Origin of the sequence: Mycolicibacterium vinylchloridicum (genome assembly GCF_013404075.1) — a bacterium.
Taxonomy (GTDB): domain Bacteria; phylum Actinomycetota; class Actinomycetes; order Mycobacteriales; family Mycobacteriaceae; genus Mycobacterium; species Mycobacterium vinylchloridicum.
Genome location: NZ_JACBJQ010000002.1, coordinates 64,158 through 81,101 on the forward strand (window position 1 = coordinate 64,158; position 16,944 = coordinate 81,101).

Below are 16,944 nucleotides of genomic sequence, written 5' to 3' on the forward strand. Positions count from 1 at the left end.
CAGTGCGCACCCGCCTCCGGATTCTCGTGACCGCCACGGCCCTGCTGGCTGTGGCTGCCTGCGCACCCTCACCGGCACCTCCGGTGGCCTCGACGGCACCCCACTCGCCCACGTCGTCGGTGCCGGCCGTGGCGCTCGACTCGCCGAGTCAGCCCGCCGCCGACGCGGTGCCCGTCGGCGCCCAACCCCGGCTGGCATCCGATCCGGCACAGGTCGCCGACGATCTGATCGCCGACGAATTGGCAATCCGCGACCCGTCGACGCCCGAGCCGGCGCTGGTGGCCGCCGCCCGACGCCAGCAGGTCGCCTATCGCGCGATCGGTCGCCATCCCGAATGGGACGGCATCATCCGCCCGAAGATTCCGGCCGCACTGACCCCGGCCTACGACCGCAACGTCGACGCCCGGCGTCAGCTCGCCGCGATGGCGCACCTGCGCGACACCCTGCCGGCCTGGCGCATCGTGGTGCCGGCCCCGGCTGACGAGCTGCTGGGCTATTACCGGGAGGCCGAAGCGGCCAGCGGCGTCGGCTGGAACTACCTGGCCGCGATCAATCTGATCGAGACCCGCTTCGGCAGCATCGTGGGCCTGAGCACCGCCGGTGCCGACGGCCCCATGCAGTTCCTCCCGTCGACCTTCGCCGCCTACGGCGACGGCGGGGACATCCGCTCGCCGCGCGACAGCATCATGGCCGCCGGGCGCTACCTGGCCGCCAACAACTTCGCCGCCGATCCCGATCACGCGATCTACCGCTACAACCACGCCGACCAGTACGTGGCAGCCGTCAACGACTATGCGGCGGTGCTGGCCGACGATCCCGCCTCGTTCGCCGGGTTCTACCGTTGGGACGTGTATTGCGTGACCGTCGACGGCGACGTCGTCCTGCCGATCGGCTATGTCGCCGAGGCGCCGATCCCGGTCGGCGAATATCTGGCGTCGCACCCGCAGTGACGGAGCGTGGCCCCGCCCTGATCGACGATCCGAGCGACCTGTCCATCCTGCGGGGACTGGGCGACGACCCCGATGAGGTGTTCGCGTCGTTCGCGGCGTGGTCCCAGGCCAGCGGCACCGCGCTGTACCCGGCGCAAGAAGAGGCGCTGATCGAACTGGTCAGCGGCGCCAACGTCGTACTGGCCACGCCGACCGGCTCGGGCAAGTCGCTGGTGGCCACCGGTGCGATCTACGCGGCGCTCGCGGCCGGAACTCGCAGCTACTACACCGCTCCGATCAAGGCGCTCGTCAGCGAGAAGTTCTTCGCGCTCTGCGATGTCTTCGGGCCCGCCAATGTCGGGATGCTCACCGGCGATGCGGCGGTCAACGCCGGCGCTCCGGTCATCGCCTGCACCGCCGAGATCCTGGCCAACATCGCGCTGCGCGAAGGCGAACACGCCGACATCGGTTTCGTGGTCATGGACGAATTCCATTTCTACGGTGATCCCGACCGCGGCTGGGCCTGGCAGGTACCGCTGCTGGAACTGCCGAACGCCCAATTCCTGCTGATGTCAGCCACTCTCGGTGACGTGACAGCGCTGCGCGAGGACCTGACCCGCCGCACCGGGCGCGCCACGGCGCTGGTCGCGAATGCCGAACGCCCAGTCCCGCTGTTTTACTCCTATGCGACCACCCCGATGCACGAGACGATCCAGGACCTCCTCGACACCAAACGGGCGCCGATCTACGTCGTCCATTTCACCCAGGCATCGGCGCTCGAGCGGGCGCAGGCATTGATGAGCGTCAACGTGAGCTCCAAGGAAGACAAAGCCGCGATCGCCGACATGATCGGCGGGTTCCGGTTCACCACGGCCTTCGGTACCACACTGTCGCGGCTGGTCCGGCACGGGATCGGTGTCCACCATGCCGGGATGCTGCCCAAGTACCGGCGCTTGGTGGAACAGCTCGCCCAAGCCGGGCTGTTAAAGGTCATCTGCGGCACCGACACCCTCGGCGTGGGCATCAACGTACCGATCCGGACCGTCGTCTTCTCGGCGCTGTCGAAGTACGACGGGACCCGCAGCCGCCTGCTCAGCGCCCGCGAGTTCCACCAGATCGCCGGACGGGCCGGTCGGGCCAGCTACGACACCGCAGGCACCGTCGTCGTGCAGGCGCCCGACCACGAGGTGGAGAATCTCAAGCAGTTCGCCAAAGTGGCCGACGATCCCAAGAAGCGACGAAAACTGGTGCGCCGCAAGGCACCCGAGGGGATGGTGCCGTGGAGCGAGGCCACACTCGACAGGTTGGTCCCGGCCTCGCCCGAGCCGCTGACGAGCAACATGCGGGTCACGACGGCCATGATCCTCGACGTCGTCGACCGGCCCGGTGATCCGTTTCTCGCGATGCGCCGGCTGCTGACCGACAACCACGAACCACGCAAACGACAGCTCCGGCACATCCGCGAGGCGGTCGGCATCGCTCGCTCGCTTCTACAGGCCGGCGTGCTCGAGCGGTTGGACGAACCCGAGACCGACGGGCGCCGCTACCGGCTGACCGTGGACCTACCCGCGGACTTCGCACTGAATCAACCGCTGTCCACGTTCGCCCTTGCCGCGATCGAGGTTCTGGATCCGGATAGCGAAACGTTTGCCCTGGACGTCGTTTCCGTCATCGAAGCCACCCTGGAGGACCCGCGCCAGATCCTGGCCGCCCAGCTGAAAAAGGCCAGAGGCGAAGCCGTCGCCGAGATGAAGGCCCAGGGCATCGAATACGACGAGCGGATCGCCCTGCTGGACGAGATCACCTATCCGAAGCCGCTCGACGAGCTGATCCAGCAGACCTTCGAGACGTACCTGCAAACCAACCCCTGGGCCGCGGACGGCCGGCTCTCACCGAAGTCGGTGGTGCGCGAGATGTGGGAGCGGGCGTTGAGCTTCCGGGAATTCGTCAGCGCCTACGGCCTGAACCGCTCCGAGGGAGCTGTCCTGCGTTATCTTTCGGACGCCTTCAAGGCGCTGCGGTCCGGGGTCCCCGCCGCCGCACGGACCGAAGACTTCACCGATATCGTGGAGTGGCTCGGAGAGCTTGTGCGACAGGTGGATTCGAGTCTGCTGGACGAGTGGGAAGAGCTCACCAGTCCCGATCAGCCACACGAGGCGGTGGCAGTCCCGGCTCCCCCACGCCCGCTGACCGGCAACACCCGGGCGTTCACCGCGATGGTCCGCAATGCGTTGTTCCGGCGGGTAGAACTGTTCGCCCGGCGCCGCTGGCACGAACTCGGGGAACTGGATGCCGGATCCGGATGGACGGCGCAGCGCTGGGCGGACGTCATCGACGACTACTTCGCCGAGCACGACGACCTGGGCACAGGTGCCGACGCCCGCGGTCCCGCCCTTCTGGTCATCGACCGCCAGCCCGATGTCTGGCGGGTACGCCAGATCCTCGACGATCCGGCCGGCGACCACGACTGGGGCTTCGACGTCGAAGTGGACCTACGCGCCTCGGATGAACAGGGGGTCGCGGTCCTGCGACTGGTCGACGCCGGGCGGATGGACTGACGGCCCCTAGAGCACGGGCAGCAGGCGGCGCAGGATCGCCACCGAAGTCGCGGCGACGTCGTCGACAAACGCGAGGAAGTCGAAGCGCGAATCGTGGCCGGCCAGATCCGAGAGCGCCCGGATGACCAGCCAGGGCACCCCGAACGCGTCGGCGACCTGAGCGACGGCGCCGCCCTCCATCTCCACGGCAAGGCCGCCGAAGTCGCGCTGCAACCGCTCCCTGGTCACCTCGCAGTGCAGATACTGATCGCCCGACAACACGGTGCCGAACCGAATGGCCGCCGTCGGCAGCGTGAAGCCGCGGAGCCGTTCGCGAACTCGTGCCAGCAGATCGTCGTCGACCGGATGGCCGAGCCGATCGGTGGGGTTGATGAACGGCACATGCCCGGGCTGGTAGGTCTGCAGCCGGTCGTCTTCGATCAGCCCGGCGTCGTGCTGGATCACCCGGTCGGCGATCACCACGTCGCCGACCTTCAGCTCAGGGTCGAGACCACCTGCGACACCAGAGAAAACTATTGTGCCGCAGCCGAATCGGTCTGCCAGCACGGTCGCGACGAGCGCGCTGTTGACCTTGCCCATGCCCGAACCGGCCAGCACGACGTCATAACCGTCCAGCGTTCCGGTGACGAACTCGGTGTGAGCCGACTGCACCGGGGCCGCATCGAGCAGCAGCGTGCGCAGGTGCGCGAGTTCTTGCGGGATGGCGCAGATCAGTCCGATGGGCACGCGCCCAGTCTGACTGACGAGCTACGTCTCGTCGGCGATCTGGTGTCTGTCGACCTTGCCGGGACCCGCAGGATCGTCGTCCTGGTGATCGAGCTGTTCGGACAGGATGCGCTGCTCTTCGCTCGCTTTCCTGGCGTCCACCGGCGTGGCCGGAGGCTGATTACTCAGCTCCACGATCAGTTCTTGAAGGCGTCTTTGATCTTCTCGCCGGCGTCCTTGAGGCTGGACTTGGCCTGGTCGATCTTGCCTTCGTTTTCGGTGCTCTTGTCGCCGGTGGCCTTGCCGACGCCCTCTTTCGCCTTACCGGCAACGTCGTCGACCTTATTGCTGATCTTGTCTGAGATACCCATGCGTCTATGTACCTCGGTATCCCGCAAGCGAAACGCACCTCAACGTTCCCGCCCGCGGACCGTCCAGACCACGCGATAGGAGCCGGCCGCCGGAACCCAGCCGAATTGGCGCGAGTCGACGACACCGGGTGCTCGGGGATTGTCCGAGCACGCTTGGAACGTGGCGGCGGCGCCGCGGCCGCGCACCTCACCGACACGCTTGACGAGCCACCGGGTCGACAACGTGGGATCGCGGAAGACCCGGAGCTGGCCCGGACGGGGATTCCCGCCCCGCACCGACAACAGCCCGTCACCTGGGCGAAGCGTCGGGCGCATGGAGTCCTCGACTACCAGAAAACGGCGCAACGGCCAGGACCGGAGCCCATGGTTTTCGCCCATCTTGAAAGGGTAAGTTAGGGCCATGCTGCAGAGACTCTTCGCCAACGCCACCCCTGCCCACGCTCACTGCGACCTGTATTGCGGCGTCTACGACCCCGCCCAGGCCAAGATCGAGGCGCTGTCGTGCCTCAAGACACTCAAGAAGTACAACGACTCCGACGACGACCACTTCCGGACACGCGCCATCATCATCAAGGAGCAGCGCGCCGAAGAGGTCAAGCATCACCTGATGGTGCTGTGGGCCGACTTCTTCGGTCCGGCGCACTTCAAGGAATTCCCGGAGCTGCACCAGCTGTTCTGGGACGGCATCCACGGTGCCGGCGAGGTCAAGAAGTCGACCGACGTCGCCGAGGCCGAAAAGCTGCTCGCGACCATCGACAAGATCTCCGAGATCTTCTGGAAGACCGAGAAGGCCAAGGACATGGGCGTTTACCCGCCCGCCTGACGACTCGTTCCCAGTACCGCGCGGTCACCTGTGGCCGCGCGGTACTTCTGTCTTGCGGCCCTATTTCCAGGCGAACAGCGGCTGCTCGAGTTCGTCGACCGGGTCGTGGCGACCTTCCAGGCACAGCCATCGCAGCTGGAGCAGTACAGCTCCCGTCGGCGCATGAATGAGGTCGTTGCCCAGCGGCATTTGGACCACCGGGCGCGGGCTTTCCGGAATCGTGATGAATCGCGGCGAGTCCGGCCGCTGCAGCTGGTGCAGCCCCACCCGGTAGACCGCGACCACCTCGTCGGGAGCCGGCCGAGGATCAAGCCGCCCGCCACCCCAGACGACCACCGGCGTGATGAGGTAGCCCGAGCGGGTCGGATAGTCGTCGAGCAAGCCCAGCACCGACGACTCCGGCAAACGGACACCCACCTCTTCGTCGAGTTCCCGCAGTGCTGCGTCAACGGCGGTCTCCCCTGGATCAAGCCGGCCGCCGGGAAGCGCCCACTGGGCGGCATGAGCGTTCAGGCGAGACGCTCTGCGGCACAGCAGGAATGCCGCACCTCCGGATACGCCGATCATGCGGCCGTCGAGTCCCGGTTCCATCGGCCGGCCCGCGATCCAGTCGTCGACGGGCGCCGGATCGACCCGGTCCTCTCCCGCTTCCGAGTCGACGAGTACCACCGCGACGGCGGCGTGCCGCTTCGTGGGATCGGTCACCGCACGGCGGTCGTGAGCCCTCAGGTGACCGCGGATCTGATCCCGCAGCGCATCGTCATAGGTGATCGTCACCCTTCGACCCTAGATACTGCGCGATTACGAGCGCCGCGGGGTGCCAACACCCAGGCGATCAGATGGCATCCCCCGCGGCGTCGCGCAGAGATCAGTAGGTGGGAATGAAGACGTTGTTCACCCACACGCCCCAGTGGTTCCAACCCTCGTCCCACACCTGCTTGTTACCTGCGGCCCAGGTCGGATCAACAGGCTTCGGCGGTGCCCACGCCGGCGGTGTTCCGGCATCGGGTCCGGCCGGCGGGAGCGCGGGCTGAACAGGCCCTGGCGGCGGCATCCACCCCGGATCGGCGGCCGCGGTTGCTGCGCTCAATCCCAGTGCGCTGGCGGCCAATCCACCGGTGACAGCGGCTCCGGCGACAATGTGAGTCAACCTCATGACTTGGTGCTCCAATCGTTGCGGTGGTCGTGCTTCGATGACCATGTGCCTGGTACGGCTAATAGCTATCCAGATCCGCAATCGATAAACCTCTGACGTATTGATCAGGTCAGATGTCACCGTCTCGGGTTAGTCCGCACCCATTGCCCGAGAGATCATCTCGGCCATCAGCCGGGCGGCGTCGTTGCGGCTCATCGAGGCCAGAAGTTGGGAGACTCCGCGTATCTGCTCACCGACGAGCACTGTCGGCCCGTTCGTGAGATTGGCGAACGCCTCGGCTACCACGTCACTGACCGGTACCGCGTCAGCCGGAGACTCGTCTTCGGAACCGAGCGTGCCACGCTGGTGTTCGAGCTTGCGTAGCGCGGGGGTGTCGGTCTTGCCGAGGATCAGCCCGATCACATCGACGCCCTTGCTGTGCAGTTCGCTCCACAAAGCCTCGGCGAACACCATGTCGAAGGCCTTCGATGCCCCGTAGGCCACCATGTTGGGGCCGCCGATAAAACCCGCGCCGGAGCCGAAGATCACGATGCCGCCCCGGCCTCGCTCGACCATTCCGGCGGCGAAGTGATGGCATAGCTGCATGGGGACAACACAATTGCGTTGCACCATCGACTCTGCGGCGCCAATCGAGTTGGACAGGAAGTGCCGGAAGTCCGGGTCGGCACCGGCGCAGTACACCAGGAACCCGACCTCCAGATCCGCGGTGCCGTCGGCGACCGCCAACGCTGCCCCAGGAGCAGCGAGATCCACTGCGAGCGTTCTGGTTTCGACACCATGGCGGTCACGGATGCCAGCTGCGACCTGATCGAGAACCGCTTGGCGCCGCGCGAGTAGCACCACGTTCACCCCGCGCGAGCCCAGGGCGTCGGCGAAGGCCGCACCCACACCGTCCGACGCGCCGGCGATCAGCGCCCAGGGGCCGTACCTGCCCGAGAAGTCCTCGCTCATCAGTACACCACCTGCACCGTGGTGAACGTACGCCGCGCAATGCGCCAGCCGGCGTCGCTGCGGACGATCTCGTCGTCGTAGAAGCCTCTGGCATTCACGCCGGACTTGTTGTCGGCAGCCATGATCCACGCATCGACGTAGCAGCGGGTCACTGCCCGGTCGCCCTGCACGTCGATCACGATGTTGCTGATGCGATGCATCAGATAGCCGGCTTCGCGGTGCGCGACATCCATGAACTCGGTGACCGCCTCGACGCCGTCCCACACCCCGATCTCGCCGTAGTCGAGCCGGCAATCAGGGGTGAACACGGTGCGGAACAGATCCCAGTCGCGGCGGTCGATACCCGTGGCGTAGCGGATCAGAAGGTCCGAGATGTCCTGGCGGTCCTGCAGCTCGCTCATGCTTACTTGGGCGCGAGCGGGCTGTAGAAGACGAGCCCGTTGCCCTTGGGGTCGTAGACCACGGCGCGGCGCTCGTGCGCGTCGTCGTACGGGCCCTTCACGATCCCGCCGCCGGCCGCCTCGACCGCTTTGGCCGCCGCATCGACATCGGCGGTCTTGATCCCGACGACGACCTGTCCGGGGATCGGGTGGTCGATCTCGGTCGCCAGCGCGAGGGTGATCGGACCGCCGTCCAGTGCGGCGAAATGGGTGCCGTCGCTGAATTTCACTCCCATGCCCAGGGTGTCGCCGTAGAACTTGATCGACTCATCCAAGTTGTCGGTGGACAGGATGATCATCTTGACTTCGTGGTCGCTCACTATTGCCTCCTGTGTCTGAAGCACCCAGACGTCACCCTACGACAGGGCGGCCGGAGCCAACTGCTCCACGTCGAGACAGGTCCGGGTATTCGGATGCAACCAATCGGCGAGATTGCGGACGTAATCCTTGAAGACCACCAGTCGGTCCGGATCGTCCTGGATCTGAGCGCCCGGCGGCTCACTGACGAATGAGGGTGCACCACTGGTCAAATCCCAGTTGTAGTCGGCGAAATGGTGGAATGTCGATTCAGCCACCACCCGGCCCATCGGGGTGCCGTCGGATGCGGTCTCGTCCTCGATCGCGACGGCGAGGTTGAAGTACCGACCACTGGCACTGCTCCGCCCCTGGGCCACGACCGTGGCACACGGACCGTTCGCCAGGACCGCACCCTCGTGGGGATGAGCGGGAAACCATTCGATCCGGCCGCTGGTCGTCCGCGCCGTACGCAGCAGCGGGTGTACCGGCGCCTGCGCGAATACCGGCTGGCAGTCGCCGTTGGCCCCGGAGTGGTAATTGGGCCACGAGATCGTCGGGGTGTCCTGGTCGTCGCAGAGGTGGCTCTGGTCGACGGTGACGTCCTGAAACTCGTTGAGCTGTCCCACTGATCCCAGCCGGGTCAGGCAGCAACCCAGGTCCTGGTGGTCGCGGGCGGTCAGCACGCCGCCGCCGGCCCGGCGAAACCGCGTGATGGCCTCTGCCTCGTTGTCGGTCAGTCCGTCGCCGGTGTCGACCGCCATCAGCCACAGCTGGTCGAAGGGCCCGTCGTCGAGGTGGCTGAGCACCGGGTCGTCGCCGTCACGGGCACGATTGCGGGCGACCACGTCGTGCCCGGCGGCGCGCAGCTCGGCGGCCAGCAGCGAGAAGCGGGCGATATCCCAGTCATCGGGGTGTGCGGTGATCGTGGTCTGGAGCAGAATGCGCGACATCGGATTTCAGTCCCTTCCCGTGGCCGGCACCCGCAGATGGCTGCGAGCGGCCAGTTCCTTCTCGTCGACGAGTTCGAGCATGGGCCGGCCGGGGACGCACACCATCGTGACGACGAACCGGCTCTTGACGTCGTCCCGGTTGTTGGCGTCCGAGTAGTGGATGACGTCGCCACCGGGCTCCCAGAACGCTTCGCCCGCGCAGATGACACGAGGCGGCTGCCCTTCGAGTTCAAAGAGCATCTCGCCTTCCAGCATGTAGCCGAACGCGGGACCGCTGGGATGGCGATGTGGCGGCGCACCGGCGCTGCCCGGCGGGTATTCGATGACGACGGTCATCACGTCGGCTCCGTCCGGGATGAACGGCAGGTGTACCTCCTGCACGACGGTCAGGGCGTTCTCCCACTGCGGGTCATGGGCATTGGACATGGCGGATCTCCTTCGGACTCAGACGGCGGTTCCGCCGCCGTCGGCGTGCAGCGTCGAGCCGGTGATGAAGCTCGCTCGTGGTGAGGCGAGGAAGAGCACCGCCTGGGCGATCTCCTCGGGGTCGGCGGTACGGCCGAGCGGCAACGCCCGGCAGAGCTCGGCATTGGTGTCGCCCCATTGGGCCTCGACACCTTCGGTTCTCGTGGGTCCGGGCGCGACACTGTTGACACGGACGCCGTGTGGTCCGAATTCGGCTGCCCACGAACGGGTCAGCGACTCCACCGCAGCTTTGGATGCGCCATAGGTGGACGCTCCGCCGACACCCTTGGATGCCACCATCGACGTGACGTTGACGATGCTTCCCCGCCGCCGTTGCAGCATCCCGGGAACCAGCCCGGCGGTCAGGAAGTAGGTGCCTCGCACGTTGGTGTCGAACGTCGTCTCGAAAGTCGCCAGATCCTGTTCGACGGTCACCGCCCCGGGAAAGCTCGCGGCGTTGTTGATCAGGATGTCGACGTCGCCGGCTTGTTCGACAAGCGCGGCCACCGAGGACGAGTCGGAGAGGTCGGCCGCAATGAACCGGCTGCCCGGGATGCGTTCGACAGCGAGCTCGCCTCGGCGCCGGTCTCTGCCGGTGACGATCACCGCGGCGCCGGCCCCCGCGAGCAGCCGCGCGCAGGCCAGCCCGATGCCTGCGGTGCCACCGGTGACCAGGGCGGTCAGTCCGGTCAGCTCAGTCGTAGCGGCGGTCATGCGATTTGGGCAATCGGTGCGTGCGCCGATTCGGCCAGCGCGACGCGCAGCCGCTGTCTGCCGCGGGAGACCCGCGACATCACGGTGCCGCGCGGGACCTCGAGGATCGTGGCGGTCTCGGCGTAGGTGTGGCCCTGGACCTCGGTGTAGAACAGGGCGGTACGGAAGGTCGCCGGCAAGGTGGCCATCGCCGAGCGGATCTCGTGGTCGGGCAGCCGGGTCATCGCCTCTGCCTCCGCCGACCGCGACGCGGTGGACGATCGCGCCGCGCTGCCGGCCAGGTCGCCCTCGGTGATCTCGTCGACCGGCACCTCCGCGGGCCTGCACTGCCTGGCGCGGTAGGTGCTCACCCAGCGGTTGTAGAGGATCCGGAACAACCAGGCCTTGAAGTCGGTTCCGGCCCGAAACGTGTGGTAGCCCATGAACGCGTGCAGCAGGGTGTCCTGCACCAGATCCTCGGCGTCCGCACTGGTCTTGGTCAGCCCGCGGGCCCGGCGCAGCAGGGCGGCGAACAGCGGTTGTGAATCGCGGGCGAAGCGCGCGGCCGCCTCTGGGTCGGTTTTCCGGGGAACGGAAGTGACGGTCATGAGAAGTCTCCTCGGGTGCGGTGGCTGGTGAAATCAGCCTCGCCGGGGCAGCCTCGGAGCGGACCCTGGAAAACCCGTAGTCCCTCCTACGCCACGAACTCGGCGCGCTAACCGGTGCTCAGTACCGGCTAGCGCGCCGAGACGGTTCTAGGACTTGGCGGCCGCTTCAAGCAGCCAATCCTCGAACCGGGTGTCGAAGAGCCTGGCGTCCGTCCCTGGAACCAGGGTGCGCTCGCCGATGTCGATCCCCCAGTACTGGGCGGCAGGATCGGTCACGACGGTGCGGCTGTCCCCGCGGGCGGTCAGCGCGGTCCGGATGAGATCGGGAAGCAGGACCGCTTCGGGGCCGCCGATCTCGACGACGCCGTTCACAGGGTCGCCGACGGCGGTGATCGCCACCCCTTCGGCCACATCGGCCGCGGCCATCGGCTGGAAGTACGCGGGCGGGTACACGACGGTGTCGCCCACGGTCGCGGCATCGGCCAGGGTGTCGACGAACTCGAAGAACTGGGTGGCGTGCACGATCGAGAACGGGATCGGTCCTTCGCCGATCAGCTTCTCCTGCAAGAGCTTTGCCTGGAAGTACCCGCTCTGGCGGGCCAGCTCGGCGGTGCCCACCACCGACAGGACAACGTGGTGGCCCACGCCGGCGTTCTTCTCGGCGGCCAGTACGTTGTTCGTGGCGGCGCGGAAGAATTCGATCGCCGAATCGTCCAGCGCCGGTGAATTGGAGACGTCGACGACGACCGAGGCGCCCGACATCACCTCGGCGAGCCCCTCACCGGTGATCGTGTTCACTCCGGTCGAGGGGGCCGCGGCGACGGCATCGTGACCGCGGGCGGACAAGGCGGCCACCAATTTCGATCCGATCAGGCCGGTACCACCGATGACGACGATTTTCATGATGAGTCCCTTCTGGCGTGCGGGCGCTGGTCAGCTCCCTGACGGCCAGAACGGCTCGGTCCTCAGAAACTCATCCAGTGGCGGTGTTGGCAGTCAGCTGTACCGCCGATTCCGTCGGCGCGGCCGTCACGAGGCTGTAGAGCGGAGTGCCCCAGGCGTGCGGACCCCCGAGGGCGGGCGCGTACGCGGTATGAATGTCAATGGCCGCCGCAGTCACCTTGCTGTCGGGGTCGTAATCGCAGACCGGGTCGCCGACATCGCAGACGCTGATGGTGCGGGTACCGATCGACGGCGGCAGCGGCGAGGTGTTGGTCGAAGCCAGGAACGAGTGCTCCTGGGCGACACCCTCGCCGAGGCCCTGACTGACGGCGGTCGACCCCAGTTTGATCGTGGTGTCGGTCGGCAGCCGGTCGCCGTCGGCGATCAACAGCGCGGCCGCCAGTCGCGGATCGTCGGCGAGCTTGTACAGGTTGCGGTGTACGACCATCGCACCCTGCGAGTAACCGGCGAGCACGACCTTGCTGTCGGGGCAGCGCTCGGTGTAGGCGGTGTACTGCTCGGCGGTGGCATCGGTGCCGTCACCGACGCTGTCGAGGAAGCCCAGCCATCCGCTCAGCCCGCCACCCTCCAGCGGGACCGGCGCCGCGGGGTACTGCACAGCTTCGGCGTCGATCGTGTGGCCGTCGGCCGCCAGCTGGGCTTTCAGCTGTTGGTAGGACTGGTACACCACGGAGCCCATGCCGCCGTTGGCGGTCAGGCCCGCCGCATCCCGTTGACCGGATCCCGCCGCACCGATCCAGTGAAAGTCGGCGCAACCAGGCGCTGCCGATGCGGTGCCGGTGGCCAGCCCGGCCAGTCCGATACCTGCCGCCAGCACGACCGATCCCACACGCCCAGTCACAACGAATTTCCCTCCACACTTGTCAGAGTGTTGATCGCCCGGAGACCCTCGTTGCGTTACGCCGCCACCGCGGGCGGGCCAAACCACCTGGTGAACGCGTCAGCGAGCCCGTCGGCAGATCCATCTCCCACCCAGGCGACGTGTCCGTCGGGCCGGATCAGCACTGCGGTCGGGGCCTGCACCACGCCGGACACCGGTAGCTCCCAGCTGCCGCCGTATTCGGCCTGCACCAAACGAATTCGATCTGTCCAGCCCGTCAGATCGACTCCTCCCGGCACCCCGAGGTCGATCAGCACCGGACGGGCGTCGCGTAGAAGTGTGAAGACCCGAATCGGCCCCGTGGCGGTGCGCAATTCGAGATCGGGCATCCGCCTGCCGAGCAACGGATGCCCGTCGCCCAGGTCGTAGCGGATGTCCAGACCGGACATCCGGGCCGCGACCGACTTTCGGGGCTCTTCCATGCTCAGCAGTTCGGCGACGTTGGCGTGCAACGCCGTTGATCGGTCGTCGGTACGCAGCAGCGCGACCTGTGCCATGGTGGTCTGCAGTACCCGCGCAGCCACCGGGTGCCGTTCGGCATGGTAGGTGTCCAACAGGGTCTCGGGTGCAGTGCCGTTGACCACCTGAGCCAGCTTCCAGCCAAGGTTCGCCGAATCCTGCACACCGGTGTTGAGGCCTTGCCCACCCGCCGGGTGATGGATGTGAGCGGCATCGCCGGCCAGCAGGACCCGTCCATCGCGATAGGCCGCTGCTTGGCGCGTGACGTCGGTGAACCTGGCAATCGAAGTGGGACTGTGTATCCCGAAGTCGGTTCCGTAGACCGCGATGAGGCCTCGGCTCAGATCGTCCAGTGTGGGTTCGGTAGCCGGACCCAACTGCTGTTCGGTCACCATGACCCGCACCGGTTCGCCGTCGCCCTGCCGGTCGAGGCCGTGAATGCCGATGGCATCGCGCCGGATACCGAAGGGCGGTTCGTCACGCACTTCGACCTGTGCGATGAGATAGCTTGTCGTGGGGTCCCAGCCGGGAAAGTCGATACCCGCGGCCTTGCGCACTCGGCTTCGTCCGCCGTCGCAGCCGACCAGATACCGGGCCCGCAGTGTCCGACCGTCGGAAAGTTCGACGTCAACGCCGTCGGAGTCCTGGGCGAAGCCGCTCACCTCGAGGCCACGGTAGATCGGTACCGCCCGTTCACCCGCCCAGTCGGCGAGCAGCCGTTCGATGTCGTTCTGCCACAACGCAAGCCCATAGGGGTGCGGGGTGGGAAAGTCGCTGATGTCCAGCCGGATCTGGGCGAACCCGGCAACTTGCAATGCCTGCCCAGCCGCCAGGAACCGGTCAGCGATCCCCCGCTGGTCGAGTACCTCGATAGTGCGGCTGTGCAGGCCGCCGGCCCGCTGCCCGAGCACATCTTGGCTCGTGCGGCGCTCGACGATGACAACGTCCACTCCGGCCAACGCCAGCTCGCCGGCCAGCATCAGTCCCGTCGGCCCGCCCCCGGCGATGATCACGGCGTGTTGTCGTTCCAATTGACGCACTCGCATGCCCCCTTGCAGTGAATTTCGGCTCAGGGCAGCGATTTTGCGCCACACCCGGGGTCTTGCCGCAAGCCCCCCTGTGCGCTATATGTTGAAGGTGGCAGGGAGTTGTTCCCCCGCCATCGCCCTCACGACATGTAACGGCGGACTATCCGCCGGGGCGGCGTCCGCCCGTGGGGCCGCACCGTCACAGCACGGAAGTCATAGCCGTCTTGTCCTGGGCTCTCCCATTCCAAGTCGACGGTCTCGCCGTCGATGAGTTCGCGGAGATCCCCGGTTGATTCGACCACCTCGCCGGGCTGCAGCGGGGGAACCAGCTCCTCGATTGCTCCAGACGCAAGATCCCGCCGACTTCTAGGCGCCGTGAAACGCCGCTTCGAAGAACGCGAGTTCCAATCGCATCGCGCGCCGGTAGGCGTTGCGCACGACGGGGGTGTCGTCGGCTTGGGAATCGAGCAGACCTTCAAGCAGCCGCGCGATGCCCTCGAACTCCGGATCGGCATACGTCTGTACCCATTGGGTGTACGGCCCGGCCCGGCCCGCGTCGAGTGACTGACCAAGCCAGGCATACAACCGCATACACGGTGCCATGGCCGCATAGATGACGCCGACCTGCTGCGTCGCCGCGGTCGCCAGCAGGAATTCGGTGTACGCCGATGTTGCCGCCAGCGGCCTCACGTCGGACATCTCGATACCCCACGAATCGGCGTAGGAGGCGTGCAGTCCCAGCTCCTCCCGGACACCAGCGATCAGATCCGCCAGGACCAGTAATGTCGGCGTGTCGGGACTTCGCGACAACGCCAAAGCATAAGCACGGGCGAAGGATTCGAGGAAGAACGCGTCCTGGGCGAGGTAGCCCGCGAATCGCTCTCTGGGCAGCGAGCCATCGCCCAGACCGCAGACAAAGGGATGTGTCAACACCTCGTCGGCCAGATCGGAATTATCGGACCACAGCTGAGCAGACAGCGACATGTCTGCCGAGCCTAATCGGGCTGAGCCCCCGCCAGCAGCACACGGGCAACCCACTCGACGTGATCCAGCGATTCATCCAGGGTCAACCTTTTGGCGCGGAACCCCGCGAGCGCGGCGCTCAGCGCGGCGTTGAGGCCGAAGCTCACCTTCGGAATGAGCTCGGGCGCAATGCCGGTCAACAGCCGGTTGAACAGTTCGACGTTCGTGCGTTCCATCTCGTCGATCGCCGCCTTCACCTCCGGATCGGTCGATCGCATCATCTGGAGCATCAGCGCCGTCATCTCGGGATTGCGGTTGAAGGCCCGCTGCGCACGCCGCAGGTAGTCCAAGACGCCGGGTAACGGGTCGCTGTCGGCGGCACTGCCGCCGGCCAGAATCCGCCGGGTCAACCGTTTCTGCCAATCGGCCAACGCGGCGGCCAGAAGGTTCTCTTTCGAACTGAAGTAGCGGTAGAGAGTCGCCAGTGCCACCTCAGAGCGCTGGGCCACGTCACGCATCTGAACGGCGTCGGCGCCGACCTCACCGATCAGGCCGATCACTTCTTCGATGATCTTGGCTCGGCGGGCCAATTGGCCGCTGGTCATGTCCGAGAGCGCGAACACGCGCCCGCTCGACGATGCCAGATCGGAGACTGGCGTATTGACGATGCCACCTCCCTATCGAGAACAGCCTTCTGCGATGTTACGACATCATGCCCCATGACATGGGGGTTACACCAGCTAGAAGGCCATCCCAATCTTGACATCAAGTAGAACCGTGTTTCAGGATAGAGTTCGCGACGGCGTCCGTCGTGGCGATGGGAGGACACGATGGCCGGACCGGTTGGCCTGCCGGTGATCGACACGATGATCGGTTTTCCCCACGAGGGAACCGCTCAGTACGACTTCATCCGCAAGCAGACGAAGGACCGCGAGTCCAAAGAGGACTTCGACTTCCCGGTCGAGTACATGTTCAAAGACGTCCCCAAAGGCCTGCCCACCGACGACCCCGTCTCGCTGCTCCTGCAGCAGATGGACCGGTTCGGCATCGAGAAGTCGATGATCGGCGTGAGCGAGGGCTCCTCGGCGGAGCTCGCGCTCAAGATGTTCCCCGACCGCTTCATCCCGTCGGGCAACGTCGCTGACCCCAACGACGTGATGGGGACGGTGAACACCATCCGCCGCGAGTACGAAACCTACGGAATCCGTGCGGTGTCGTGCTTCCCGTCAGGCACGTTCCCCCAGGTGCCGATCGACGACCCGAAGATGTACCCCGTCTACGCGACGTGCGTCGACCTCGGCATCCCGATCTTCTGTTGCGCCGGCGTTCCCGGACCTCGGATTCCGATGGCGCCGCAGGAAGTTTCGCGGATCGACATCGTGATGTTCGACTTCCCCGACCTGGTGTTCGTCACCCGGCACGGCTGCGAACCGTGGCAGGATCTCGCGGTCAAACTGATGCTCAAGTGGCCCAACCTCTACTACTCGACGTCGGCGTTCGCGCCCAAGTACTACCCCAGGGAGATCATCGACTACGCCAACACCCGTGGCGCAGACAAGATCATCTACGCCGGGTACTTCCCGATGGGGCTGTCTCTGGAACGCATCTTCAGCGATATGCCCAACGTGCCGTTCAAGGACGAGGTATGGCCGAAGTTCTTGTACGGCAATGCCGCCCGAATTCTAGGACTGGAGAACTAACACCC

The 16,944-nt window shown here is 66.3% G+C and carries 22 protein-coding genes; 4 read left to right on the forward strand and 18 right to left on the reverse strand.

Annotation, left to right across the window (positions count from 1 at the left end):
- Positions 1-2 precede the first annotated feature (2 nt).
- Positions 3-950: a lytic transglycosylase domain-containing protein gene (locus tag HPC46_RS02225; protein WP_179466585.1), complete on the forward strand. Its 948-nt coding sequence runs from the start codon at positions 3-5 to the stop codon at positions 948-950.
- Positions 947-3,487 carry a DEAD/DEAH box helicase gene (locus HPC46_RS02230; RefSeq protein ID WP_179466586.1) on the forward strand — a complete coding sequence of 847 codons (2,541 nt, stop codon included), beginning with the start codon at positions 947-949 and terminating at the stop codon, positions 3,485-3,487. The genes HPC46_RS02225 and HPC46_RS02230 overlap by 4 nt, the downstream gene beginning before the upstream one ends.
- A 6-nt stretch (positions 3,488-3,493) precedes the next feature.
- Here the strand turns inward: HPC46_RS02230 and HPC46_RS02235 are convergent, their stop codons facing one another.
- From HPC46_RS02235 to HPC46_RS02250, 4 genes are read right to left on the reverse strand one after another with little or no spacing between them, the layout of a single operon-like run.
- Positions 3,494-4,213 (reverse strand): 5'-methylthioadenosine/adenosylhomocysteine nucleosidase, encoded by a 720-nt coding sequence (locus tag HPC46_RS02235; protein WP_179466587.1) that lies wholly within the window; start codon positions 4,211-4,213, stop codon positions 3,494-3,496.
- A 21-nt stretch (positions 4,214-4,234) separates the two neighbouring features.
- Positions 4,235-4,387 (reverse strand): hypothetical protein, encoded by a 153-nt coding sequence (locus HPC46_RS02240; protein ID WP_179466588.1) that lies wholly within the window; start codon positions 4,385-4,387, stop codon positions 4,235-4,237.
- Positions 4,388-4,389: 2 nt separating this feature from the next.
- Positions 4,390-4,563 (reverse strand): CsbD family protein, encoded by a 174-nt coding sequence (locus HPC46_RS02245; protein WP_179466589.1) that lies wholly within the window; start codon positions 4,561-4,563, stop codon positions 4,390-4,392.
- Between the two features lie 39 nt (positions 4,564-4,602).
- Positions 4,603-4,878, reverse strand: a complete 276-nt coding sequence (locus HPC46_RS02250) for a S26 family signal peptidase (RefSeq protein ID WP_179466865.1) — start codon at positions 4,876-4,878, stop codon at positions 4,603-4,605.
- An 85-nt stretch (positions 4,879-4,963) separates the two neighbouring features.
- On the opposite strand from HPC46_RS02250, the gene sodN reads away from it, so the two are divergent.
- A complete protein-coding gene (gene sodN, locus HPC46_RS02255) occupies positions 4,964-5,386 on the forward strand; it encodes a superoxide dismutase, Ni (protein ID WP_005142095.1) in 423 nt (140 codons plus the stop codon).
- 60 nt (positions 5,387-5,446) lie between these two features.
- Here the strand turns inward: sodN and HPC46_RS02260 are convergent, their stop codons facing one another.
- The 14 genes from HPC46_RS02260 to HPC46_RS02325 form a co-directional block, all read right to left on the reverse strand.
- Positions 5,447-6,163: an NUDIX hydrolase gene (locus HPC46_RS02260; RefSeq protein ID WP_179466590.1), complete on the reverse strand. Its 717-nt coding sequence runs from the start codon at positions 6,161-6,163 to the stop codon at positions 5,447-5,449.
- Positions 6,164-6,254: 91 nt separating this feature from the next.
- The gene (locus tag HPC46_RS02265; protein WP_179466591.1) at positions 6,255-6,542 is read right to left on the reverse strand and encodes a hypothetical protein; all 288 of its coding nucleotides are present in this window, start codon (positions 6,540-6,542) and stop codon (positions 6,255-6,257) included.
- 129 nt (positions 6,543-6,671) lie between these two features.
- Positions 6,672-7,493, reverse strand: a complete 822-nt coding sequence (locus tag HPC46_RS02270; RefSeq protein ID WP_179466592.1) for an SDR family NAD(P)-dependent oxidoreductase — start codon at positions 7,491-7,493, stop codon at positions 6,672-6,674.
- Complete coding sequence (locus HPC46_RS02275; RefSeq protein ID WP_179466593.1) at positions 7,493-7,894, reverse strand: nuclear transport factor 2 family protein; 402 nt, start codon at positions 7,892-7,894, stop codon at positions 7,493-7,495. The genes HPC46_RS02270 and HPC46_RS02275 overlap by 1 nt, the downstream gene beginning before the upstream one ends.
- Positions 7,895-7,896: 2 nt before the next feature.
- Positions 7,897-8,253: a VOC family protein gene (locus HPC46_RS02280; RefSeq protein ID WP_005142101.1), complete on the reverse strand. Its 357-nt coding sequence runs from the start codon at positions 8,251-8,253 to the stop codon at positions 7,897-7,899.
- Between the two features lie 36 nt (positions 8,254-8,289).
- The gene (locus tag HPC46_RS02285; protein WP_179466594.1) at positions 8,290-9,180 is read right to left on the reverse strand and encodes a hypothetical protein; all 891 of its coding nucleotides are present in this window, start codon (positions 9,178-9,180) and stop codon (positions 8,290-8,292) included.
- A 6-nt stretch (positions 9,181-9,186) separates the two neighbouring features.
- Positions 9,187-9,606 (reverse strand): cupin domain-containing protein, encoded by a 420-nt coding sequence (locus HPC46_RS02290; RefSeq protein ID WP_179466595.1) that lies wholly within the window; start codon positions 9,604-9,606, stop codon positions 9,187-9,189.
- Positions 9,607-9,624: 18 nt separating this feature from the next.
- The gene (locus HPC46_RS02295; protein WP_179466596.1) at positions 9,625-10,359 is read right to left on the reverse strand and encodes an SDR family NAD(P)-dependent oxidoreductase; all 735 of its coding nucleotides are present in this window, start codon (positions 10,357-10,359) and stop codon (positions 9,625-9,627) included.
- Entirely contained in the window at positions 10,356-10,946 is a 591-nt protein-coding gene (locus tag HPC46_RS02300; protein WP_179466597.1) for a sigma-70 family RNA polymerase sigma factor, read from the reverse strand. The genes HPC46_RS02295 and HPC46_RS02300 overlap by 4 nt, the downstream gene beginning before the upstream one ends.
- Positions 10,947-11,093: 147 nt before the next feature.
- Positions 11,094-11,849 carry an SDR family oxidoreductase gene (locus HPC46_RS02305; RefSeq protein ID WP_179466598.1) on the reverse strand — a complete coding sequence of 252 codons (756 nt, stop codon included), beginning with the start codon at positions 11,847-11,849 and terminating at the stop codon, positions 11,094-11,096.
- Between the two features lie 70 nt (positions 11,850-11,919).
- The gene (locus tag HPC46_RS02310; RefSeq protein WP_179466599.1) at positions 11,920-12,750 is read right to left on the reverse strand and encodes a cutinase family protein; all 831 of its coding nucleotides are present in this window, start codon (positions 12,748-12,750) and stop codon (positions 11,920-11,922) included.
- 56 nt (positions 12,751-12,806) lie between these two features.
- Positions 12,807-14,288, reverse strand: a complete 1,482-nt coding sequence (locus tag HPC46_RS02315; RefSeq protein ID WP_325096540.1) for an FAD-dependent monooxygenase — start codon at positions 14,286-14,288, stop codon at positions 12,807-12,809.
- A 354-nt stretch (positions 14,289-14,642) separates the two neighbouring features.
- Positions 14,643-15,260, reverse strand: a complete 618-nt coding sequence (locus HPC46_RS02320) for a TenA family protein (RefSeq protein WP_179466601.1) — start codon at positions 15,258-15,260, stop codon at positions 14,643-14,645.
- 11 nt (positions 15,261-15,271) lie between these two features.
- On the reverse strand, positions 15,272-15,844 hold the full coding sequence (locus HPC46_RS02325) for a TetR family transcriptional regulator (protein WP_179466602.1): 573 nt from the start codon (positions 15,842-15,844) through the stop codon (positions 15,272-15,274).
- Positions 15,845-16,069: 225 nt separating this feature from the next.
- On the opposite strand from HPC46_RS02325, the gene HPC46_RS02330 reads away from it, so the two are divergent.
- Entirely contained in the window at positions 16,070-16,939 is an 870-nt protein-coding gene (locus tag HPC46_RS02330; protein ID WP_179466603.1) for an amidohydrolase family protein, read from the forward strand.
- The last annotated feature ends 5 nt before the right edge of the window (positions 16,940-16,944 follow it).